This is a genomic window from Paenibacillus sp. FSL K6-1558, from assembly GCF_038002565.1.
GTDB classification, from domain to species: Bacteria; Bacillota; Bacilli; order Paenibacillales; family Paenibacillaceae; genus Paenibacillus; species Paenibacillus polysaccharolyticus.
The window spans coordinates 5037851-5060402 of the sequence record NZ_JBBOCV010000001.1; the positions used below are offsets into that span (position 1 = coordinate 5037851).

Sequence of the window (22552 nt, forward strand, 5' to 3'; positions counted from 1 at the left end):
AACTGCGTCCTGCCCCGATACATCTGCGCACTATAATAAAGTGAGATACACAGAAATACATAATCAGGAAATGGAAAGGAAGACAAGCCACGAATGCTTCAAGTTGAACAGGTATCCCATGCCTTCCGCAATGCACAGGGCGATGTTCCCGTGCTGCAAGATATTAATCTGACGATTCAAGAGGGGCAGATGGTTGCGCTGCTGGGTAGTTCAGGTTCAGGGAAGTCCACACTGCTGAATCTGATGGCTGGTTTGATGAAGCCAACACAAGGCAAGATTTGGATCGCAGGACAGGATATTGTGCGTTTCAGTGAGAATCGTCTGGCGGAGTTTCGGCGTAGTCACATTGGATTTATATTTCAATCCTACGAGCTGTTGTCCAATCTGACGATCCGGGAAAATGTAGAGTTGCCTCTGGTATTTATGGGAATAAGACCATCCAAACGTAAAGAAAAGGCGCTTCGCCTACTAGAACAAGTGGGGCTCGGCGATAAGACGAATCTCTTTCCGTCGCAGTTATCAGGTGGTCAGCAGCAACGGGTCAGTATCGCCCGCTCGCTCATCACGGAGCCTTCGGTCATCTTTGCAGATGAACCGACGGGTAATCTGGATACAGAGACCGAGGAAGAGATTCTTTCCATTTTGCAGCAACTGAACAGAGAGATGAAAACAACCTTTGTCATTGTGACACACGAAGCCGAGGTGGCTGAACAGATGCAGGTTGTACTGACGTTACAGCAGGGGAGATTGGTCGAACAGCAACAGGTTGCCCAGTTGCAGCATGTATGAGAGTTAATGTTAAAGGAGAGGAACAGTGAGAATACGGGACGTAGTGCGCATGGCCTGGGGACAGATCATTCGGCGCAAAGTGGTCACATTACTCTGTATGACCGGTCTGTCAATCGGTTCGGCAGCGATGATTATTGCACTGAGTGTGGGGCAGTCGGTACAGACATACAGCGAGAAAACGTTGAATGATAACTACAAGATGGACGAGATTACGATCAGCCCGAACGAGGGAATCAAAACGGGAAATGGAAGCGGCGGAGGCACGAAGAGTAAGTTTGAACGCGGCGCGCTGACGATGGAGAAAATTCGGATTATTCAGCGCCTTCCTCACGTTGTCGCTGTGGCTCCTATGCTGAAACTGGATGCGCTCGATATGGTGCTTCCGGATGGGCGCAGCTCCTACGTGGAAGTGATTGGAACCGAGATGCAGACGTTGAGCGGGTTCGGATACAAATATGCACAGGGCAGCGGAACTGGCAATGGCCGAGTTGCAATTGTGAATTATGGAGCGACCTACGGCTTTATCGATTCCAAAGTGACTCAGAAGCTCTTTGAGCAGTTGAATTCCGATCCCTATAACAATGATCTTTTGCAACAGTACAATGAGATGATGATGAAGCAGGATCAACTGATGCAGCAACGTATACAATTTCGGTATGAGGATTTTACGAATGGCAGAAAGACCAAGATGAGTGGAACGATACGTGTATCGGGTGAACTAGCCAAACCGTCCAATATGGATGATATGAGCGCTCAGAATGACAAAAAAGTATATGTTCCGCTGGATACAGCACGTGCTCTGCAGGATGAGCTGGGATTGCAACAAACGGACAGCCCGGCACTCAAACGTCTCAATTCCGCATTGGTGAAGGTAGATAACAAGCGGCATGTAGCTCAGGTGGAAGAGCAGATCAAAAAGCTGACGTTAAACACGCAAAGTAATCTTTTTCAGGAAGAGGCCATGGCAGGACAGCTTGCGATGTACCAGAAAGCAGCCATCGGTATTGGCGGTTTTATTATGGTGCTGGCTTCACTGTCTATTATTGTGGCGATGATCATGTCCACGCATCAGCGGCGTAAGCAGATCGGGGTTATGAAGGTGCTTGGCGCCAACCTGTGGCAGATCCGTCAGATGTTTATTGCGGAGGCAGCCATGCTGGGGTTCATTGGTGGTGTGGCTGGGGCGGGGATTGCCTTTGCCGCGCTCGGCGGGGTGAACCAGCTACTTGCAAGTCAGATGGCGGATCAGGCGGGCGGACCGATGACAGTAATCATTCAGCAATCGGCATTGCCGCTGGGGATTGTTTTTGCCGTACTTGTCGGTGTGGTATCGGGTATCTATCCAGCCATCAGCGCATCGCGAACCAATGCGCTAAGTGTGATTAAATCGATGTGATGGATCTACGGAAAGGCTAACGTGCATGGCTGAACGTGGAACATTTGGAGATATGAACAGACTCAAACTTTTCAGTGGAAGGGAACTAAGCATGAAGAAATGGATCAGCATCATCACTACGATTGTACTTATGGCAGGTGCAGGGTATTGGGTATATGAGAAATACAAACCCCAGCCGGAAGCGCCCGTTGAGACTCCTCCGCCTATCACTTTTGATGTGACACAGGAGACGATGACACAGACCATCCAAGTGAAAGGGAAATCGGTCTATACCGAGCAGACGGACGTGTTTGCACCGTATGCTTCCAATATTAAACAGTGGCATGTCAAGAACGGGGAACAAGTGAAAAAAGGGGATGTTTTGTTCACGCTCGATACGTCGGCATTACAGACAGAAGTCAGTCAGATGCAGAGTGACCTGGACAAAGCACGGTTAGATGTGGAGATGAATCAGATCAGCATCGACCAGGCCGGCATGACTGAAACATTAGGTGTGACGGAAGAGGAACGTAAAAAAGCATTCGCGGACCGGGAGAGCAAACGTCTGGCGAACGAGCTTAGCCAAAAGGCTTTGGTTCTCAAAGAGCAGGAGATCCGCAAGAAGCAGGATGTTATGAGCAAGGCAGTGGTGCATGCTACGACCACAGGGATCTTTCAGTTGAATGAGCAGGATAACAAAACACGGGCCGTTACGGAAGGGCAGTTAATCGGCTCAATCACGAACACGGGCAAAATGAAATTCAATACTATTGTCGGTGAGGAAGAGATGTTCAAGCTGAAGGAGGGCATGCCGGTACAGGTGCGCATGAGTGCGCAGAAGGATCTGAAATTTACCGGAAAAGTAAGCAAGGTATCCAAATTTGCCCGGAAAAGTACGGATACCGATCTGAAGCAGGCCTCTCAGTTTGATGTTGTCATCGATCTGAAGCCAGATGCTCGCATGTATGGAGGTGTCAGTCTGGAAGGAGACATTGAAACGATGCGCAAGGACAAGGTGACTGCCGTATCGAGTCTCGCCATTATGCGTGATCAGCCCGAACCTTACGTGCTACTGGATAAAGGGAACGGACAGACGGAGCAGCAAGCGGTTAAGACAGGCATGGAATCCGGAGATAAAACCGAGGTTGTTAGTGGATTGAAGCCAGGGGATGTTGTTGTTATTCCATAGAAGGAGGTAAAAGCTTATTGCGGTTTTGTGCCGTAATGAGCTTTTTCTATTGCGACAGAGAGGAGCAAATTCCTTCTTTTTATGTGGAAAAAAATATAATTTAATTTATATAATTCAATTTACAGTAATATTTACATGTCGTATAATCACACTATAAGGAGGTGAACAAGCAGTCATACGCGAGATCACATTTTTTTTCAAGTTTTAATGGAAAGCGCTTACGCAAAGTTAGTTCGCATTCAACGTTCTCTTCACACTTCAATTCCAAGATGATGATTTAACTACTCCACCACGGTTTACTCTCAAGATTCAACCCCCACACAAGCTCACACACAGCAATTCTACTGAAAACACCCGACGTTTATTTTTATTTGCTCTTTGACTTCAGCCCTTTTAATGATGGAGGTGACCGAAACACCACACATTTTTTCATGCACTTTGTGCCATGCATCCTGCTTCTACACAGAGGAACAGCAGACATGAGTCGAGACCAATCTTATCTAAGGGAAAGGTGGAACTATGAAGAAAACATTGAAAACCAAATCAAGAGGCCAGAAGCTGCTGCGTAAAGGTGTAAAACAAATGATGGCAGCTGCGCTGCTTGCAGCAGGGATCTTCCCTGGCATGTCTCCAGGTGTGACACAGGCAGCGGAGGCGCATGTGAACAATCCGTTTGTGGGCGCCACGGCTTATCTCAATGAGGACTACTCTGCACTTGTGGACACCTCTATTGCAATTACCAGTGATGCTTCGCTGAAAGCGAAGATGGAAACGGTGAAATCTTACCCTACTGCGGTATGGATTGACCGTATTGCAGCCATCTATGGCGGGGCCGAGAATGCTGGTCGCAAGAGCGTGGAAGAGCATCTGGATGCGGTTCTCGCTCAGAAGAAGCCAGGCGTACCTATTACGGCTTCCTTTGTCATCTATAACTTGCCGGGTCGGGACTGCCATGCCCTCGCTTCTAACGGGGAGCTTCCTTTAACCCAGGCAGCATTGCAAACGTATAAAACGGATTACATTGACGTGATTGCAGATATTTTTGCTGATCCTAAATATCAAGACATCCGCATTATCGCTGTTATTGAGCCAGATAGTTTGCCTAACCTGGTAACCAATCTGAGCACACCGGCTTGTGGTCAAGCGGCTTCAACGGGGATTTATGAAGCTGGGATTAAATATACGCTCGACAAGCTCCATGCGATTCCAAACGTATACAACTATCTCGATATCGGTCACTCCGGCTGGCTCGGATGGGATAACAACCGTTCTGGAGCGGTCGCGCTCTATACCGATGTAGTCGGGGATACGCTGGGTGGACTGAGCAGTGCGGATGGATTCATTACGAATACTGCCAATACTACACCGCTGGCTGAACCAAACCTAACCAACCCGGATCTCAACATCGGTGGACAACCGATTCGTTCAGCGAAGTTCTATGAATGGAATCCGTACTTTGACGAAACCGATTTCACAGCGAAATTGTATGCCGATTTCGTACAGGCAGGATGGCCAGCGAGCACGGGTTTCCTTATTGATACCAGCCGTAACGGATGGGGCGGTGTGAATCGTCCAGCTACAGCTACAGGCAGCAATATCAATGACTATGTAAATTCAGGTCGTGTGGATCGCCGTGAGCACCGGGGGAACTGGTGTAATGCAAGCGGAGCAGGTATCGGAGAAGCACCGAAGGCAGCTCCGGGACCAGCGCATCTGGATGCCTATGTATGGGTGAAACCTCCAGGTGAATCCGATGGCTCCAGTTCCGAAATTCCGAACAATGAGGGTAAAGGCTTCGACCGGATGTGTGATCCAACGTATACAACGAAAGATGGGGTGCTGACTGGTGCATTGCCTAACGCGCCGGTATCAGGTCACTGGTTCCATGATCAGTTCGTACAACTGGTGAAGAACTCCTTCCCTGTACTCTCTGAGAATGGTGGAGGCAACCCTCCAGGTGGAAACACAGCACCGGCAGCTCCTGCTACACTAACAGCTGCGGCCGGTAATGCTCAAGTGACGTTGACATGGGCGGCATCGACAGGTGCGACGAGTTATACGGTGAAACGTGCGCTGACGGCATCCGGTCCATTTGTAACGGTTGCTGCCAATGTCAGCGGAACAACTTACACCAACACGGGCTTGACGAATGGGACAACGTACTATTATGTCGTGACAGCAAGTAATGCAGCAGGTGAGAGTGTGAACTCTGCATCGGCCATGGCAACACCGGCAGCCGTTGCAACGGCTCCGGCGGCACCAACAGCGTTGACAGCAACAGCTGGCAATGCACAGGTGAGCCTGTCATGGACAGCTTCGGCAGGTGCGACAAGCTATAACGTAAAACGTGCCCTGACGGCATCGGGTCCATTCACGACGGTTGCATCGAATGTAACTGCAACGTCGTATATTAACACTTCGCTGACCAATGGCACAACCTACTATTATGTGGTGAGTGCGGTGAATGCAGCTGGGCAAAGTGCTAATTCTACTGTAGCCTCTGCGACACCAGCGGGTGTGGTTGTACCAACAAGTGATCTGGTGGTGCAATATCGTGCAGGGGATACCAATGCAACGGATAACCAGATCAGACCGTTGTTCAACATCAAAAACCTGGGCAGCACTGCAGTGGATCTGAGTGATTTGAAACTTCGTTATTATTTCACCAAAGAAGGTTCGGCGGCGATGGATTCTGCCATTGACTGGGCAGTGGTTGGCGCAGCCAACATCGACCGTACCTTTGGAGATGGATATGTTGAGCTGAGCTTTAAGTCCGGCGCAGGAAGCATTGCTGCGGGCGGACAATCCGGAGACATTCAGCTTCGTATGTTCAAAACTGACTGGTCCAACTTTGACGAGAGTGATGACTATTCCTATGACCCAACGAAAACATCCTATCAGGATTGGGATAAAGTCACACTCTATCAAGACGGTAGTCTTGTATGGGGAATTGAGCCTTAAAGGTCATACATTTGGTGGTTTAGTGCTAATGTACGTGTGAGTGTACGCACAACTTATCAAAACAGAGCTGTTTTCTGGTCATTCATTGACCGGGGGCAGCTCTGTTTTTGTCTAACGATCTCAGGAGCTTGGGATGAATGAGCTTGGAGCGCTATCCGACGGTTTGGAAGAATGAGCTATAATGATAAGCCTTTGAAGATTGTTCATTTTTCATTATTCACCGTTGTACACTCTGACCGAGATACACTGAATATTGATCGTTTTGCACGGATATTTGCCTATGGTTAGGCGGTAAGGATGTCTATAATAGTACCCGATGGATGGTAACTCTTGCTACGAAGGAAGTAAAGAGAGTGGAAGGGGGATCGGAGGAACTGGAGAAGGAAGTACGTCAGGCAACTAAATTCTTTCTTGAATTTCATTTCGCTTCATAATGTAAGCGCAACCATTTTTCCTTTGATGTATGAAAATGAACCTGACCTAACATGAGCACGAATCTGATCTTCGTATGAACACGAAATTGACCAGACCATTAACATGTTCAGGTAGAAGTATCATTACCCATTCTAACCAGGGAGAGTGAAGGTTGATGAACTTAAGATCAGTAGAAGATAATCGAATTAAACATAGTAACAGCACTGACGATAGAACCCATGTCAGTACGAATGTCAGCCAAAAGAAGAGCGCTAGCACTCATAGGGCAAAACGATCGCGCATGCCTCTTGGGGCCAAAGTGCTCTCTTCTGCACTCAGCTTGGCTTTAATTCTTAGTGGAACTGCCGGGATCAGTGGAGCGGATGCTTCACAATCCCAAGCCCAATCTCAAGGGAAAAGCATTCAACTGGAGAAGCTGGATCGCGGGCTGGTAGCGGCTTCGACGTCCGAAGGTGTGTTTCTAAGCTGGAGATTGCTTGGGGACGAGGCAACAGGGTACAGTGACAAGGGGCTGACCGGGACGGATTTCAACGTGTATCGGGATGGCAAAAGAATTGCAAAGGTCACAGACAGCACGAACTATGTAGACAGCACAGGTACGACATCTTCACGTTATGAAGTTGCCGCCGTGAATAACAAAGGTAAAGAAAGCAAACGAAGCGCATCCGTCAAACCTTGGGCGAACGGGTATATGGATATTCCTTTGCAAAAGCCGGCTGACGGTGTGACACCTGCGGGTGAAGCTTACACCTACAGTGCCAATGACATGAGTGTTGGTGATGTGGACGGGGATGGTCAGTACGAATTTTTTGTGAAGTGGGACCCATCCAATGCTAAGGACGTATCGCAAAAAGGATATACCGGTAATACCTACGTTGATTGTTATACGCTGGACGGTCAGCTGTTGTACCGGATCGATCTCGGGGTTAACATTCGTGCGGGAGCGCATTATACGCAGATGCTTGTCTATGATTTTGATGGAGATGGCAAGGCTGAACTGATGTTCAAGACCGCTCCGGGCACACAAATTATGAAGTACAACAAAAAGGGCAAACCAACCTCACAAAAGTACATCACACTGCCGAAGGAAGATCGCAAAGCCGGGGTGACACACGAGGACGATTATCGCCTCAGTGCGGAAGGGTACTATGACCATGTGGTCGATATGTTCCGGAACTGGCATAAACACGAAGAGGTTGTGAAAGGAAACTGGCCTGCGACACTGGAAGAGGCGTTTGGAATCGAGAAAAAATACAACTATCCGTTATCCCAGCAGGATGCGGAAAGTCTGGCTGACTATTTTATAGATGTATACGCACCGCAGCGGAGCGCCCGCAATGAATTGCGCAAGTTCGAAGGGTTTATTGTGGACGGGCCGGAGTATATTACCGTGTTTGAAGGCAAGTCGGGAAAAGAATTACAGACCGTCCCGTATGAACCCGAACGTCATGATGACGGCCTGATGTGGGGCGATTATGCGATGGCACGCATTGAACCGGCAAACCGGGTAGACCGTTTCCTGGCTGGGGTTGCGTACCTGGATGGCAAGAAACCGTCTGCGATTTTTGCACGCGGATATTATACTCGCTCCACCATGGCTGCCTACAACTGGGATGGCAAGAAACTGAAAAAAGAGTGGATGGTAGACAGTGGCTGGACACCGATGAAAAATCCGTTCAATGACGGGCCACATGGTGTAGATGGCACAGACCCGCAGTACGGTTCGATTACAACACAGGGAGCACACTATTTCAGTGTGGCGGATGTAGACGGTGACGGCAAACAGGAGATTATCTATGGTTCGGCTACGATTGACCACGATGGTAGTGTGTTATATAGTTCCACCGATGTGATGCCGCCCGAGAGTGCTGCACCGGGAACGATTGCCCGTCTAGGACACGGAGATGCACTGCATGTGGCAGATATCGACCCGGATCGCCCGGGACTGGAGATCTTTATGGTACATGAGGGCGGACCTTGGGCGCCGTACGGATATTCCCTGCGTGATGCGAAGACCGGAGAAGTCATTTATGGCGGATATACAGGCAAAGATACCGGACGCGGTATGGTCGGAGATGTCGATCCAACCCGGCGCGGGCTGGAGACATGGGCTGTCGGATTATGGACGGCACAGGGGGAAAAAATAAGTGATCAGGCGCCCGGAACCAATATGAGCATTCGCTGGGCCGCCGACATGACCACCCAAATCGTAGACGGTGCCATCGATGTCACTCCTACAATCAAAGACTGGACACGCGGCACAGTGCTGACCGCGACAGGAACCTTAACCAATAACCACACGAAAGGTACACCGTCGCTGGTTGCCGATGTATTCGGAGACTGGCGTGAGGAGATGCTGGTGCGTACAGCCGACAGTTCAGCGATCCGCATCTATTTGAGCACCGAGAAAACAGATCGCAAGCTCTATACGCTCATGCATGATGCGATGTATCGTGTAGGTATTGCTGGACAGAACAGCGGATATAACCAGCCTTCGTATCCTTCCTTCTACATGGCATCGGATATCGATTGGTCGAAGGTGACGTTGCCGAACTTCTATACTCCGGGGAAAGGCAAAGGGGATAAATAAGACTGTCCGCTCAGATTAGAAAGAGAAATGATGTAAGCTAACCGCAAATAGCTCTGGAATTCGCTTCTGTGTAATGATCACGCAGAGAGATTCCAGAGCTTTTTTGTACATCCAACTACTTCTCGATGTCTTCAGTCAAGTGTGTTGCGGAAGCAAAGGATTCCAGCGTATATTGACCGTCCTGAATCAGTAACTTGGTGATGGAACACTCGGGAACGAGACGTTTCTGCTCAACCAGGAAATTCGGATGCCATCTGTTCAGTTCTTGTTCGGAAAACGTTTGCACCAGGAAATCGGTAATCAGACCGCCATGGGTAGCCAATACAATATGACTGCCGGTTGGCGCCTGTGTTGCCAGTTCGCCGAGCAAAGAGGCCAGCCGTGTGCCTGCCTGTTTGGCAGAGTCACCAACATGTGGAATGAACTCCGGGTCTGCGGTACACTGGTCCCACAAAGCTACAAATTGTTCGAAAGTCTGCTCGGGATCATCACCCCAATTCGCTCGCTCACGCAAGCGTGCATCTTCCGAGACGTCAGACCCGGTAAGGGAAGCAATGGCTTCGGCGGTTTCTTGTGCTCTCCGGAGTGGACTCGCTACGATCCGGTGGATGGGATACGGAGCTTTCGAGAAATGCCGGGCGGTCAATTGAGCCTGACGGCTACCTTCGGCAGTAAGTGGCACGTCTCCAATATCACTTTTTTTGACACCATGTCTGACCAGATAAAAGGTTGTACTCATCGCATGAAATCTCCTTCAACATTGGATTTAGAAATGGCAGATCATGATATAATGATTTTATACTAAGCTTATAGGAACTGAACGTTTCGATCCATTACAATTTGGAGGATATTAATATGAAAAAATTGTTTTTGTCATCTTCTTTTGTTGACACAGCAAGCTTGTTGAACACACTGGAAGAAACGTTAACCGGAAGAACCGTTACCTTTATTCCGACAGCTGCGGTTCCTGAGCCATATGATGCATATGTACATGCGGGCAGGAAGGAGCTTGAGAAGTGGGGACTTATCGTACAAGAGTTGGAAGTATCCACGGCATCTTCTGAAGAAGTAGCAACCAAGTTGCAACAAAGTGACCTGATCTACGTGTCGGGTGGCAACACCTTTTTTCTATTACAGGAGCTTCGCAGAAGTGGAGCAGAGAAATACATACAGGCTCACATCCAAGAAGGGAAAATATACATCGGAGAGTCGGCGGGTTCCATCATTCTCGCCCCTGATATTGCCTATGTGAAAGCTATGGATGATTGCGCGGTAGCACCGGACTTGTCCAGTTACGAAGGGCTGAATGCGGTTGATTTTTATCCCGTGCCGCATGTGGGTTGTCCCCCATTTGTAGAGTCGGCAGCTCAGGTTATGGAAGAGTATCAGTCCGCACTGCCTCTCGTGCCGATAACGAACTCCCAGGTTATTATCATGGATGGGGAGCAGTACCGGATTAGTAGCATCTAACGTCAATTTTAACGATGTTTATTCAAAAATAGAGCGAATACATCTGTACGCCATATTGCGCTTGGAGGGAGGTTGTAGAGATGGGGACAGGATCAGTAACGAATCATACACCATCCTTTTCAGGCAGTCTTTTTCAGGAACGCCTTCGCACCGAAGATTGGGGTCCGCGTTTTTTCGCTTATTATTACAAACAATGGGATGATTATCAGATGTCCTACCACACTCATGACTCCACGGAAATTATGTACATCATTACGGGTATGTGCCGAGTGGATGTGAGGATGGCAGACGGAAGCTCGGAACAGGCGGTGTTGAAAAAAGGACAGTTCATCCTGCTGGATGCAGGGGTTCCCCATCGGCTGTTGGTGCAGGACGGCGTGCCGTGCCGAATGCTCAATGTAGAATTCGGTTTTGCGCGTACTGCATCTGGACAACTTACCATAAAGCAACTTGCGCAGGAAGAGGATACGGTTCATGCTTTTCTAACTCGATCTACTCCTTATCTTGTTTTGCCTGACCCGGAAGAGGTGTATTACACGATGAAAAGCCTGGTGCTTGAGCTGGATCAGCGTGGTCTGATGGAACAGAGGCTGAGACAAGAGCAGGCACCGGAACAATCGCAAGAGCAAACGAAGTCTGAACTTTCTCCAGTACACATGGGAGTGATTCCTGCCGAAGAGCGCACGCTTCATCGTGAAGCCCGAAACCTGACATCCCCGGAGCAGGGAACGTTGGTAAGAACTCTTTTTATCCAACTGCTCGTTCGGATTGCAAGACTGCGAGGCGAGATGGAACGAAGTGCACTGGATCAGACAGAGATATATATAAAACGAACGATTGAATTCATGCATCATAATATGGATCGCAGTATTCAAATGAAAGATATGGCGGCAGCAGTCAATTTACATCCGGGGTATCTGCACCGCATTTTCCGTAATTATATGCAATGGACTCCGACTGACTATTTGACGATGCTACGGATGGAGAAGGCCAAGATGTTGCTACAGCAGACCAATATTCCCATCTCTGAAATTTCAGACTATGTGGGTGTGGGCAGTCGGCAGTATTTTCATATGCTTTTCAAAAAATATACGGGTAATACGCCTGTTCAATACCGAGAATCCATGGAGCGAATACAGTGGAGCTATCCGGAGGAATCGGAGTAGCAGCAGGGCCGCGAGGCTGGAACAGGCGGGTAGAAACTAAATGTTGAACTGAAAGGGTATTCATGATATCCTTTGTTCAGAAGTAACCAATTCGTCGATAATGCAGTAGTTAATTTAATATACTCAGGATTGTGACTGTTCGGCAGGCGATACCTAAATTGTTCGTAGTAAACATGAGTTGTGCATGTTACTGCTTCAATTTAGGTTTTTTTTATAGGAGATTTTGATTTTTTGAAGAATTGTATGGAATATTAACGGACGAGCATGTGATGAGTGGGGGTGATGCAGATGAAGATTAGGAAAATTTTTAATAACAATGTGATTTTACTGACGGATGATAACGGGCACGAGATGATCGTGATGGGCAAAGGGATCGGATATAACAAACATAACAGTGATGCGATTGATTTCTCGCAAGTGGAGAAAAAGTTTGTCGTTGAAAAAGCAACGTCCGACAAGCTGATGGGGCTGATTGGTGAGATTCCAACCGAACATCTGGAGTTGTCGAATGAAATTATTGAATTTGCCGAACAACAGCTTGCCCTCAAATTCAGTGACAACATCTACATCACCCTAACGGATCATATCAGTTTTGCACTGAGAAGGTTTCCTGAGGGCATCATTGTAAAGAATGCTTTGCTGTGGGAGATCAAAAAATTCTATGCAGCCGAATATGAAGTTGCCTTTAAAGCGCTCCGCATTATTGAGCAGAAAACAGGCGTGAAGCTGCCAGAGGATGAGGCTGGTTCCATTGCTCTTCATTTTGTGAATGCACAGCAGCGTGGGCAGGATATGAAACAAACCTATCAGATGACGAAGATTGTTAACGATCTAGCGAACATTGTGAAATACCATTTTGGAATCAAACTGGACGAAAACTCGATTAATTACAGCCGTTTCCTCACACATTTGCGATATTTTGCGTACCGAATTCTTCATGATGAGTTGATTCCGGAGGATCGGGATTCTCTATACGATCATGTAAAGGACAAGTACCCCGAATCGTACGCGTGCGCGAAAAAGATTAGAAACTATCTGGAGATTAACTACGAGAAGAAAACAACGAATGAGGAAATGGTTTATTTCATGATCCACATTCACCGGGTCACGAACCGTGAGCATGATCTGGCGGAAGAATGAAGAAATACGTATACAAATTATACATTAGGGATTGTGACTGTTCGGCAGGCGAAACCTGAACTGAGGCTTGTGTATTGACTAAGGTCAGTAGACGAGCTTCAGTTCAGGTTTTTATTTTGTCATCGTAGTACGTCATCCGAAATGATGAAGTGAAGATCTGAATTGTAGGGATTATACAAAGTATGGGGGGAACAACATGGATTATCTCAAATTAGCTCAAAACATTGTAGACCGCGTTGGAGGAAGGGAGAACATTCAATCGCTGACTCACTGCGCTACCCGTTTGCGATTTGTCTTGAACGATAACCGGAAGGCCGATGCAGACACACTCGAAAACACAGCAGGCATCCTGAAGGTGGTTGAAAGCGGCGGACAATTTCAGGTTGTTGTAGGCAATGACGTGTCAGAGGTGTACAAACATATCGTTGCGGAAGGGGAATTCGATGGAGCAGGTTCCGGTGCAAGCTCTGAAAAAGAAAAGAAGAGCATTCGTTCAGCCATCTTTGGCTTGATATCGGGCAGTCTAACGCCATTAATCCCGGTATTTGCCGGAGCGGGCCTGGTCAAGGCGCTGTTAATCGTTCTTGAGAGAGCGGGATGGATTGCCGTGGATAGTGGAACGTATGCCATATTAGCTGCGGCAGGGAATTCTATCTTCTATTTCTTGCCGATTCTACTTGGGATTACGATTGCTAAAGTTCTGAACGTGAACTCCTATGTGGCAGCGGCGATCGGCGCCGCATTAATGGAGCCGAATTTTACGGCTTTGACAGCAGCGGGAACTACAACTCATTTTCTAGGCATTCCGGTATCGTTAATGAACTACGCTTCGTCGGTCTTTCCGATGTTTATCGCCGTTAGCATCTACGCGGTTCTGGAGAAGTTTTTGAAGAAAATCATGCACAAAAATGTGCAGTTGTTCGCAGTTCCGTTCTTCTCCCTTGTCATTATGGTACCGCTCACGGCCATGTTGATTGGTCCATTCGGGCAGTATGTAGGTCAATGGATCGGGGATATCGTTAATTTCCTGATTAACAGCAACTCGGTCATCGCCGGAATTATTCTGGGGGGAACGTGGTCCTTCCTTGTATTGCTTGGACTACACTGGGCAACGGTGCCTATTATTATGGGTAATCTGAGCGCTGGGGGCGATCTCATTGCACCTCTTGCGGCAACATCCGTTGCGGCTTCGATGGGGATTGGTCTCGGGGTATTCCTGAAAACAAAGGATAAAGATCTTAAGGCTTTGAGCGGTTCATCTTTCCTTTCTGCAATCCTGTCCGGGGTTACTGAACCGATTCTGTACGGTATCATTCTGCGTTATCGCAAAACACTTATTTATCTGGTAGCCGCTGGAGCCATTGCCGGTGGATTGATGGGATATCTCGGTGTGAAGTTGATTGTATTCAATTTCTTCCTTAATGTGTTCACACTGCCGGCCCAGAGTCCAATGTTGTATTACATTATTGGCGTGTTGACTGCGATTGCGGGCGGAGCCCTGTGTGTGGTGCTGTTTGGTTACGAGAGCAAGAAAAATAATCAGGTTGCTGAAGGTCCGAAGGTACAGAGAGACGAGAATAACCAGCACCCAACACCTGAATCGTCCACGGCGAAAATGGAACAAAACGCTGCCGGGATCGACGCGAACGTTGCGATGGAATGCTTGATTACAAGTCCACTCGAAGGAACGGTCATTCCGCTTCATGACGTGGAGGATGTCGTATTTTCCTCGGAGTCGATGGGGAAGGGCGTAGCCATCATTCCGTCCAAAGGTCAGCTCGTATCCCCGGTAGACGGCGTCGTGTCGGTCACGATGAAAAGTGCACATGCCATCGCAGTCACCTCGGACGAAGGTGTCGAAATTCTCATGCATATCGGCATAGATACGGTGAGATTAAAAGGGAAGTATTTTACTCAGAAGGTTCAGCAAGGGAACCGAATCCGTAAGGGAGGGGTACTGATTGAATTTGATATGGATCAGATTCGGAACGAAGGCTTTAAGCTGACCACGCCAATTGTGGTGACGAACTCCGATCAATTCCGCGATATTACGCCGTTGCTGTCAGAAGGAACGGTTGCTGTCACAGAGGAACTGTTATCTGTTCGATCCTAAATCAGATCAGAGAGGAGTAGAGCGAGATGAAGCTGATTGTTAATGCAGATGATTATGGCATCACGATGAGAGTGAGCGAAGGCATCATTCATGGAATGAAACAGGGTCTGATTACAGATACCTCGGCGTTGGTGAATTCGGTACATTTTGAAAAGAGTAGCATTATGGCCCTTGAAGCGGGCATTACGTCTATGGGGGTTCATCTGAACCTGACGTTCATGACCCCTGTGCTGGAAGCTTCGGCTGTTCAGAGTATCGTGGACGAGTCGGGCCGTTTCTATCGAAAACCTGGACTTATTCCTTCGACCTATGATCCTGGGGAAGTACGCGCGGAGTTGAAGGCACAGATCGAGAAGTTTCTCGCTTCCGGGTTAACGTTAAATCATCTGGATACCCATCATGGGGTGAGTGTGAAAGATGCACAAATGTTGGACTTGGTCATGGAACTGGCTCGGGAATATAACGTTCCTATGAGAAGAGATGATATCTTATCTCCGGAGTTGAACGGCAAGCTTGTGGATGCGGGGATTCGGTCTACGGATATATTGTGTGGTGATCCGGCTATGCCTACTCTGCAGGAATCATGGTTGCGCGGGGTACTGGATCAGTATAAGGATACGGATACGGAAAATATCGTTGAGATTGCTGGACATCCAGGTTATGCGGATGATGAACTGCGAAGTATCTCTTCTCTGGTAGAGGAGCGTGAGCATGATCTTGCGGTGTTGCTCAATCCGGCACTACGGGAATATGTGGAGGAACAAGGGATTCAACTCATTAGCTATAGTCAACTGTAGTTGAGGATATGAGAAGAATTGAGAATAATAAGAAAAGATAAGATAAGTTAGGATTTTTGACACTCTGCCTCCGAACAGGTCATGATTTTGATAACGCTCTCCGTCTTACTGTTGCTACAATGAACCCATGAAGCAAGTCATTAACCGAAGCCGGAAGGTTCGGATTACGGGAGGACATGTACATGTCGTTCAAAGTAGCGTTTATCGGGGCGGGTAGCATTGGTTTTACAAGAGGATTATTGCGTGATCTGCTCACCGTACCGGAATTTAATAACATCGAGATCGCATTCTGCGATATTAATCAGCACAATCTCGACATGGTCACCGAGCTGTGCCAGCGGGATATCCGAGAGAATGGATTGAATATTCAGATTCAGCCGACAACCAATCGGAGAGAAGCGTTGAAAGACGCCAAGTATGTTCTGTGTACGATTCGTGTAGGGGGACTGGAAGCTTTTGCAACCGATGTCGATATTCCGCTCAAATACGGGGTGGATCAATGTGTCGGGGATACGCTGTGTGCAGGCGGCATTATGTATGGACAGCGCGGGATTGCCGAGATGCTTGAGATCTGCAAAGATATTCGCGAACAGAGTGCGCCGGATGTGCTGCTCCTGAATTACTCCAATCCGATGGCGATGCTGACCTGGGCGTGCAACAAGTACGGTGGTGTGCGGACGATCGGACTATGTCACGGCGTTCAGCATGGACATCATCAGATTGCGGAAGTGTACGGGCTAGAAAAGAGTGAAGTGGATATTATCTGTGCAGGTATCAATCATCAGACATGGTATATTCAGGCGTCCCACAAAGGTAAGGATCTTACGGGGGAATTGCTGGAAGCTTTTGAGAAGCATCCCGAGTACAGTCGTACGGAGAAAGTTCGGATCGATATGTTACGCCGTTTTGGTTATTACAGTACTGAATCCAATGGTCACTTAAGTGAATATGTGCCATGGTATCGCAAACGTCCTGAAGAGATTAATGACTGGATTGACATGGGAAGCTGGATTAACGGTGAAACGGGTGGATATCTGCGCGTGTGTACCGAGGGGCGTAACTGGTTCGAAACGGATTTCCCAAACTGGATGAAGGATGATCCGATGCAGTATTTACCGGAGAAACGCGGCGAAGAGCACGGCTCCTATATCATAGAGAGCCTGGAGACGGGACGTGTGTATCGGGGTCATTTTAACACTGTGAACAACGGGGTGATCTCCAACTTGCCGGATGATGCCATCATTGAAGCACCGGGTTATGTGGATCGTAACGGCATCTCGATGCCGCATATCGGCGAACTGCCTCTGGGCCCAGCGGCGGTGTGCAATGTGAGTATTTCCGTGCAGCGCCTTGCGGTGGAGGCAGCAGTGCATGGGGACGATAAGCTGCTACGACAGGCATTTATGATGGACCCGCTGGTAGGCGCGGTTTGTAATCCGAAGGAAATCTGGCAGATGGTCGATGAGATGCTGGTTGCACAGGCGAAGTGGTTGCCACAGTACAGTGATGCGATTACAGCTGCAGAAGAGAGACTTGCTACGGGTGATCTTATTCCAACCAAGGCATACGAAGGCGCAGCACGTCTGAAGGTCAAAACGGTAGAAGAGATGCAACAAGATCGGGATGCCGCGAATAAAAATGCAGGTGAGTCCGATAAAGGCAAGGACCGCGAGAAGGTACAGAGGTAGAGAGTGCAGAAACAAAAGTCATTATAGCAGGATAACAATAACCAGCGCAAAAGCATAAAAACAGCATGATAATGAGGCATAGATAACAGCGTGAATGAAGCGGAAAAGAAGAGAAACGAGGACGGAGCAGCATTAGAACTGCTTCGTCTTTTTGTTGTGGGCACATAAAACCAATTACAATGCACAACATATTACCTTTACAGACATAGTAATATGTCTTATAGTATACTCAGAGTAAGAGGGAGAGCGGTGAGACGCACAGATGGATGTTCAAGTGATTAACAGTGACCTGATTCGGGGAAATATTGACCCCATTATTTTGAGTGTGCTTATTCCAGCAGACAACTACGGATATGGCATTATTAAGGAAATATATCGTAAAAGCGGGGAGCAGTTTGAACTCAAGGAGCCAACGCTGTATTCCAGTCTGAAACGGCTGGAGAAGAGTGGGTACGTGGAGTCTTATTGGGGTGAGGAGACGCAGGGTGGAAGGCGGAAATACTACCGGATTTCCAGCCAGGGACGTGAAGTTTATCAATTGCAGGTTCAAGCTTGGCATGCAGCCAAAACGTTAATCGATTGCATGATTGCCACCGGTGAAGAAGGAGATGAGTAAGGATGACGCTCGAAAGACGGATGAATCGGCATTTGGAGAGTTTATTTGCAGGTGCACAGGATACACTGGAGCATCGGGAGTTGAAAGAAGAAATTCGTAGCAACCTCGCCGCACGAATAGATGATTATCTGGCTGAAGGCATGAGCGAGGAGAAAGCTTTCCAGACAGCGATACAGCATATGGATGGTATGGAACAATTCATGAGTGATTACCGACATGTGAAACGTGTTCCTTATTGGACAGCGCTGTGGCAATCGACCCTTATCTACAGCCTGGTTGCCTGGATTATCACGATTCCTACACGAGTGATGTTAGGCGGTGCTGCTCTGAACAATCTGCTTTTGATCATTAGCCTGATTGTGGGAGCCGCTTATGTAGTTTACTCGATGAGCAACAGAGAGAATGGCAGTGGATCTTCCGATACAGAAAAGACCACACGGGTTCGTGTGTTAGTGTTGAAGCAGTGGCAACGTAGAGCATGGTGGCTGTGGGCAGCCGTTGTGCTTGTGCTTTGGGGTACGCAGGCAGCATTGCGATTTGGAAGCAATATTTGGTTTGACCGACCCATTCAGGTGAATGGACCCTACCAGCTCGCTGTCATTTTGTTTGCTTTTGCATTACCGCTACTTAGTATCCTCATTCCTCTGGTCGTTCACCGGGCATACCGGATCGTTAGCAAATACGAAGTGAGTGATAACATATGAACGGAAAGAATCGGTGGATTGTTTCCTTATTTATTATCGGGTTATTGGGTCTTGTCGTGGTGGAAGGGTTCGTTAATCCTAAAATTGCGGCAGATCAGAGTCGATATGAAGCCGAGCAGAATAGTCCGCTGACGCATGATTTTACGGCCTTGGCCAAATATCAAAATGCGTACATGGGGAATTTCTCGAATCTAAGTCATCTGAATCAGAATCTGCCGTTACATGAGCAATTGGATGGTTATCAGCTGTTTCCCGAGAAATTGACCGCTCAGATTAATTACAGTCTGAATACAGATGAGATGGATGCGGTGCAACTTGATCGAATCCTCGTGTATAACGCTCTTGCAAACTTTGTACTGATCGATAATCTGGAGCAGATTGTCTACCAGTTCAAAGACACACGGGTTGTGTTCGACCGCAAGCTCGCGCAGCAATGGGCTGGAACAGAGCTTAAAGCGCTACAAAAGCCGGAGCTCTGGGATTCTATCGTTCGCGAGAAGCTGGTGGAACCGGCTGACGTGCGGGCTTTATTTTCACAAATTGTTGACAATTCTTAGGGTTGAATTCGCTGGAAATGGGCAAGGTGCTCGACTCTTCTCTCATGCTATGTTATTATAAGTCTCTGATAACGTGGTAACGAACTAAAGCGTTTGAGCTTGGTCATAGACATGGAGGGGTACGAGAGATGAGAAAGAAAGCAATTCTACTATTATTTATTAGCATATGTATGATCATTATGGCGGGCTGTTCCAGCTCGGCAAGTAAAGACGAGAATACGATTATTGTAGGGATCGACGATAAGTTTGCTCCAATGGGATTCCGGGATGAGAAGAATGAAATTGTTGGATTTGACATTGATTATGCCCGTGCAGCTGCGGAGAAAATGGGTAAAAAGGTGACTTTCCAGCCGATTGATTGGTCTTCCAAAGAGTCGGAGCTGAACAGCGGCCGGATCGATATGATCTGGAACGGATATACAATTACAGACGAGCGCAAAGAGAAAGTGCTTTTCACCAAGCCTTATCTGGAGAACAGTCAGGTGGCGATTACTCTGGCAGACTCCCCGATTACGAAGCTGGACGAACTGGACGGCAAAAATGTAGGTTTGCAGGCACTGTCCTCAGCGGCAGATGCGCTGGCGGCAAGTCCTCTGAAGGATAAAGTCAAAGCTTCAGAATTCAAAGACAATGTACTGGCACTGACTGATCTGAAAACGAAACGTCTGGACGCAGTCATCATTGATGAAGTGGTCGCAAGATATTATATGTCGAAGGAAGAAGGCACTTTCAAATTGCTGGATGAATCACTTGCGCCAGAGCAATATGGCATCGGGATCAAAAAAGGCAATGAAGAACTTCTCAATCAGCTGCAAAATGCGCTGGATGAGCTGAACACGGACGGCCAAGCCGCTGAAATCTCTAAGAAATGGCTTGGTGAGGATAAGGTTCTGAAGTAAGAAGAATCATTTAGAATTGAATTTGCGAATTTGAAAGTAGCCAGGTGAAACACACCTGACAAATAATGATGTGAGCTTTTCCCAGTTGGGGAAACTGTACTCACGAAAACGATGACCCCGTATTCCATGATGGAGCGATATGCTTCCAAGGAGTGCGGGGTTAACAGATTAGAGGAGAACTAATTCATGAATTGGGACTATATTTCAACGATTATAAAACCGATGCTGGAAGGTGCACAAACGACGATTTTCTTATTTTTACTTGCGATTGTGCTATCGGTACCCCTAGGATTCGCGGTAACGTTGGCGATGCGGAGCCAGTTCAAACCGCTGGCGTGGATTGCACACACATACGTCTATGTGATGCGTGGGACACCGTTACTTTTGCAAGTATTATTTTTCTGTTTCGGCCTTCCATTACTTCCTGTCATCGGAGAGTATCTGGTCTTTGATCGTTTCATTGCAGCGGCTATCGCATTTATTCTGAACTACGCAGCTTACTTTGCAGAAATCTTTCGGGGCGGATTGTTGTCCATTGATAAAGGTCAGCATGAGGCGGCCAAAGTGCTTGGACTCACGAAGTGGCAGACCATGACGAAAGTTATCATTCCACAGATGGTTCGGGTGGTGCTTCCAGCCACAGCGAACGAGGCCATTACGCTGGTTAAAGATACGGCATTGCTCTACGCTGTAGCTGTACCCGAGTTGCTCTATTATGCGCAAGCCGCAGTGAATCGGGATTTGCAACTCATTCCATTTTTCGTAGCGGCGATTATGTATTTGCTTATGACTCTGGTGCTTACCTTGCTATTCAAGGTTCTGGAGAAGCGCTTTTCGTATGAATAAATCAAATCTGTTCAATCAAAGGACTGTCTGCATATGACCTATAGTATAGAAGTAAATCAGTTGAAAAAATCATTTGGCACACTGGATGTGCTGAAACAGGTATCTTTTAACGTGGCGCCAGGGGAAGTCATTGCGGTCATCGGGCCTTCGGGTTCGGGGAAGAGCACGATGCTGCGCAGCCTGATCCACTTGGAGGATATTACAGGCGGAACGATTCGAATTCAGAATCAGACACTGGCGGATGACGGAAGGTACGTAGGTGCTGCAGAGATTCGGAAGATTACCGATCGTATGGGCATGGTGTTTCAGCATTTTAACTTGTTCCCGCATCTGACTGTACAGGCTAACCTGGAACTCGCACCGAAGACGTTGAAAAAGGAAAGTACCAAAGTCATTCGTAGCCGCAGTGCGGAATTACTTGCCAAAGTCGGATTGTCGGACAAGGCCGATGCTTATCCGGCGAATCTGTCCGGTGGACAGAAGCAGCGCGTAGCGATTGCCCGTGCCCTGATGATGCAACCGGACATCCTGCTCTTTGATGAGCCAACCTCAGCACTCGACCCGGAACTGACGGGAGAAGTGCTTCGCGTCATCAAGCAATTGGCACAGGAAAACATGACGATGATGATTGTCACGCACGAGATGAGCTTTGCTCGTGATGTTGCGGATCGTGTCTTCTTCATGGACAATGGCGAAATTGCCGAGCAAGGCCCACCCGATCAACTGTTCGGTGCACCCAAGCTCGCACGTACCCAGACGTTTTTAAAGAGAGTAGATATGGAAGAGTAACGGTGGAGCGTGATTTAAAACAGGTGCGAATGCCAAGCTCCCATGAAATCCCTGGGGGATTCGCACCTGAGAATAGGCTGATTTGAACCCTTTTGGCATATTACCTTGAATATTTTAAGGGCTTTATATTAAGATGAAACTAATTAGTAGAAGAATTAAACGAGAACACGTAATAAAGTATACAATCTATGCTTTTATTACGTGTTTTTTCGCTGTCGCACTCCGTATGGAGTGCGTGGATTGAAATCTGATTTTCTCGGCTTCGCTTACAACCAACACGCTAACGATCACAGAGAAGCTTATTTTGTCGTTTCGGCGACCTTTGGAATTCTAACGATCACCACAAGCGTTATTTGGGCTGAAACCCTCAAAATGTAGCGTAGATCACTGTACATCAAGTAAATAAGCTTTCTTGTGATCGTTAGATT

Annotated in this window: 18 protein-coding genes; 17 read left to right on the top strand and 1 reads right to left on the bottom strand. The window is 47.7% G+C overall.

The window, feature by feature from the left end:
- Positions 1-93: 93 nt before the first annotated feature.
- The 5 genes from MHI38_RS21740 (at position 94) to MHI38_RS21760 (ending at position 9339) form a co-directional block, all read left to right on the top strand.
- Positions 94-789, top strand: a complete 696-nt coding sequence (locus MHI38_RS21740) for an ABC transporter ATP-binding protein (RefSeq protein ID WP_090917679.1) — start codon at positions 94-96, stop codon at positions 787-789.
- A gap of 25 nt (positions 790-814) precedes the next feature.
- A complete protein-coding gene (locus MHI38_RS21745) occupies positions 815-2185 on the top strand; it encodes an ABC transporter permease (protein ID WP_341181669.1) in 1371 nt (456 codons plus the stop codon).
- Between the two features lie 91 nt (positions 2186-2276).
- Positions 2277-3353 carry an efflux RND transporter periplasmic adaptor subunit gene (locus tag MHI38_RS21750; protein ID WP_186809737.1) on the top strand — a complete coding sequence of 359 codons (1077 nt, stop codon included), beginning with the start codon at positions 2277-2279 and terminating at the stop codon, positions 3351-3353.
- Between the two features lie 519 nt (positions 3354-3872).
- On the top strand, positions 3873-6314 hold the full coding sequence (locus tag MHI38_RS21755) for a glycoside hydrolase family 6 protein (protein WP_186809738.1): 2442 nt from the start codon (positions 3873-3875) through the stop codon (positions 6312-6314).
- Positions 6315-7029: 715 nt separating this feature from the next.
- Positions 7030-9339: a rhamnogalacturonan lyase family protein gene (locus tag MHI38_RS21760; protein ID WP_154890925.1), complete on the top strand. Its 2310-nt coding sequence runs from the start codon at positions 7030-7032 to the stop codon at positions 9337-9339.
- Between the two features lie 115 nt (positions 9340-9454).
- Here the strand turns inward: MHI38_RS21760 and MHI38_RS21765 are convergent, their stop codons facing one another.
- Complete coding sequence (locus MHI38_RS21765) at positions 9455-10078, bottom strand: histidine phosphatase family protein (RefSeq protein ID WP_090917686.1); 624 nt, start codon at positions 10076-10078, stop codon at positions 9455-9457.
- A 116-nt stretch (positions 10079-10194) separates the two neighbouring features.
- On the opposite strand from MHI38_RS21765, the gene MHI38_RS21770 reads away from it, so the two are divergent.
- From MHI38_RS21770 to MHI38_RS21825, 12 genes are all read left to right on the top strand, one after another.
- On the top strand, positions 10195-10809 hold the full coding sequence (locus MHI38_RS21770; RefSeq protein ID WP_154890687.1) for a Type 1 glutamine amidotransferase-like domain-containing protein: 615 nt from the start codon (positions 10195-10197) through the stop codon (positions 10807-10809).
- Between the two features lie 80 nt (positions 10810-10889).
- The gene (locus tag MHI38_RS21775) at positions 10890-11975 is read left to right on the top strand and encodes an AraC family transcriptional regulator (protein WP_154890688.1); all 1086 of its coding nucleotides are present in this window, start codon (positions 10890-10892) and stop codon (positions 11973-11975) included.
- A gap of 288 nt (positions 11976-12263) precedes the next feature.
- A complete protein-coding gene (gene licT / locus MHI38_RS21780) occupies positions 12264-13115 on the top strand; it encodes a BglG family transcription antiterminator LicT (RefSeq protein ID WP_154890689.1) in 852 nt (283 codons plus the stop codon).
- 196 nt (positions 13116-13311) lie between these two features.
- The gene (locus MHI38_RS21785; RefSeq protein ID WP_154890690.1) at positions 13312-15228 is read left to right on the top strand and encodes a beta-glucoside-specific PTS transporter subunit IIABC; all 1917 of its coding nucleotides are present in this window, start codon (positions 13312-13314) and stop codon (positions 15226-15228) included.
- Between the two features lie 26 nt (positions 15229-15254).
- The gene (locus tag MHI38_RS21790) at positions 15255-16025 is read left to right on the top strand and encodes a carbohydrate deacetylase (RefSeq protein WP_154890691.1); all 771 of its coding nucleotides are present in this window, start codon (positions 15255-15257) and stop codon (positions 16023-16025) included.
- 182 nt (positions 16026-16207) lie between these two features.
- Complete coding sequence (locus tag MHI38_RS21795; RefSeq protein ID WP_154890692.1) at positions 16208-17713, top strand: alpha-galactosidase; 1506 nt, start codon at positions 16208-16210, stop codon at positions 17711-17713.
- A 262-nt stretch (positions 17714-17975) separates the two neighbouring features.
- The gene (locus tag MHI38_RS21800) at positions 17976-18329 is read left to right on the top strand and encodes a PadR family transcriptional regulator (RefSeq protein WP_154890693.1); all 354 of its coding nucleotides are present in this window, start codon (positions 17976-17978) and stop codon (positions 18327-18329) included.
- Positions 18330-18331: 2 nt separating this feature from the next.
- A complete protein-coding gene (locus MHI38_RS21805) occupies positions 18332-19033 on the top strand; it encodes a permease prefix domain 1-containing protein (protein WP_154890694.1) in 702 nt (233 codons plus the stop codon).
- On the top strand, positions 19030-19590 hold the full coding sequence (locus MHI38_RS21810; protein WP_154890695.1) for a DUF4825 domain-containing protein: 561 nt from the start codon (positions 19030-19032) through the stop codon (positions 19588-19590). Before MHI38_RS21805 ends, MHI38_RS21810 begins: the two co-directional genes overlap by 4 nt.
- A 128-nt stretch (positions 19591-19718) precedes the next feature.
- A complete protein-coding gene (locus MHI38_RS21815; protein ID WP_090917704.1) occupies positions 19719-20489 on the top strand; it encodes an amino acid ABC transporter substrate-binding protein in 771 nt (256 codons plus the stop codon).
- A 186-nt stretch (positions 20490-20675) separates the two neighbouring features.
- Positions 20676-21335, top strand: coding sequence for an amino acid ABC transporter permease (locus MHI38_RS21820; protein ID WP_090917706.1), 660 nt, complete (start codon positions 20676-20678; stop codon positions 21333-21335).
- 33 nt (positions 21336-21368) lie between these two features.
- Entirely contained in the window at positions 21369-22124 is a 756-nt protein-coding gene (locus tag MHI38_RS21825) for an amino acid ABC transporter ATP-binding protein (RefSeq protein ID WP_154890696.1), read from the top strand.
- The last annotated feature ends 428 nt before the right edge of the window (positions 22125-22552 follow it).

Bases quoted from the DNA above. Each gene is read 5' to 3' on its own strand.
- MHI38_RS21750 (WP_186809737.1), top strand. From the start codon at position 2,277: ATGAAGAAATGGATCAGCATCATCACTACGATTGTACTTATGGCAGGT.
- MHI38_RS21815 (WP_090917704.1), top strand. From the start codon at position 19,719: ATGAGAAAGAAAGCAATTCTACTATTATTTATTAGCATATGTATGATC.
- MHI38_RS21790 (WP_154890691.1), top strand. From the start codon at position 15,255: ATGAAGCTGATTGTTAATGCAGATGATTATGGCATCACGATGAGAGTG.
- MHI38_RS21795 (WP_154890692.1), top strand. From the start codon at position 16,208: ATGTCGTTCAAAGTAGCGTTTATCGGGGCGGGTAGCATTGGTTTTACA.
- MHI38_RS21800 (WP_154890693.1), top strand. From the start codon at position 17,976: ATGGATGTTCAAGTGATTAACAGTGACCTGATTCGGGGAAATATTGAC.
- MHI38_RS21825 (WP_154890696.1), top strand. From the start codon at position 21,369: ATGACCTATAGTATAGAAGTAAATCAGTTGAAAAAATCATTTGGCACA.
- MHI38_RS21820 (WP_090917706.1), top strand. From the start codon at position 20,676: ATGAATTGGGACTATATTTCAACGATTATAAAACCGATGCTGGAAGGT.
- licT (WP_154890689.1), top strand. From the start codon at position 12,264: ATGAAGATTAGGAAAATTTTTAATAACAATGTGATTTTACTGACGGAT.
- MHI38_RS21805 (WP_154890694.1), top strand. From the start codon at position 18,332: ATGACGCTCGAAAGACGGATGAATCGGCATTTGGAGAGTTTATTTGCA.
- MHI38_RS21755 (WP_186809738.1), top strand. From the start codon at position 3,873: ATGAAGAAAACATTGAAAACCAAATCAAGAGGCCAGAAGCTGCTGCGT.
- MHI38_RS21785 (WP_154890690.1), top strand. From the start codon at position 13,312: ATGGATTATCTCAAATTAGCTCAAAACATTGTAGACCGCGTTGGAGGA.
- MHI38_RS21740 (WP_090917679.1), top strand. From the start codon at position 94: ATGCTTCAAGTTGAACAGGTATCCCATGCCTTCCGCAATGCACAGGGC.
- MHI38_RS21810 (WP_154890695.1), top strand. From the start codon at position 19,030: ATGAACGGAAAGAATCGGTGGATTGTTTCCTTATTTATTATCGGGTTA.
- MHI38_RS21775 (WP_154890688.1), top strand. From the start codon at position 10,890: ATGGGGACAGGATCAGTAACGAATCATACACCATCCTTTTCAGGCAGT.
- MHI38_RS21760 (WP_154890925.1), top strand. From the start codon at position 7,030: ATGCCTCTTGGGGCCAAAGTGCTCTCTTCTGCACTCAGCTTGGCTTTA.
- MHI38_RS21765 (WP_090917686.1), bottom strand. From the start codon at position 10,078: ATGAGTACAACCTTTTATCTGGTCAGACATGGTGTCAAAAAAAGTGAT.
- MHI38_RS21770 (WP_154890687.1), top strand. From the start codon at position 10,195: ATGAAAAAATTGTTTTTGTCATCTTCTTTTGTTGACACAGCAAGCTTG.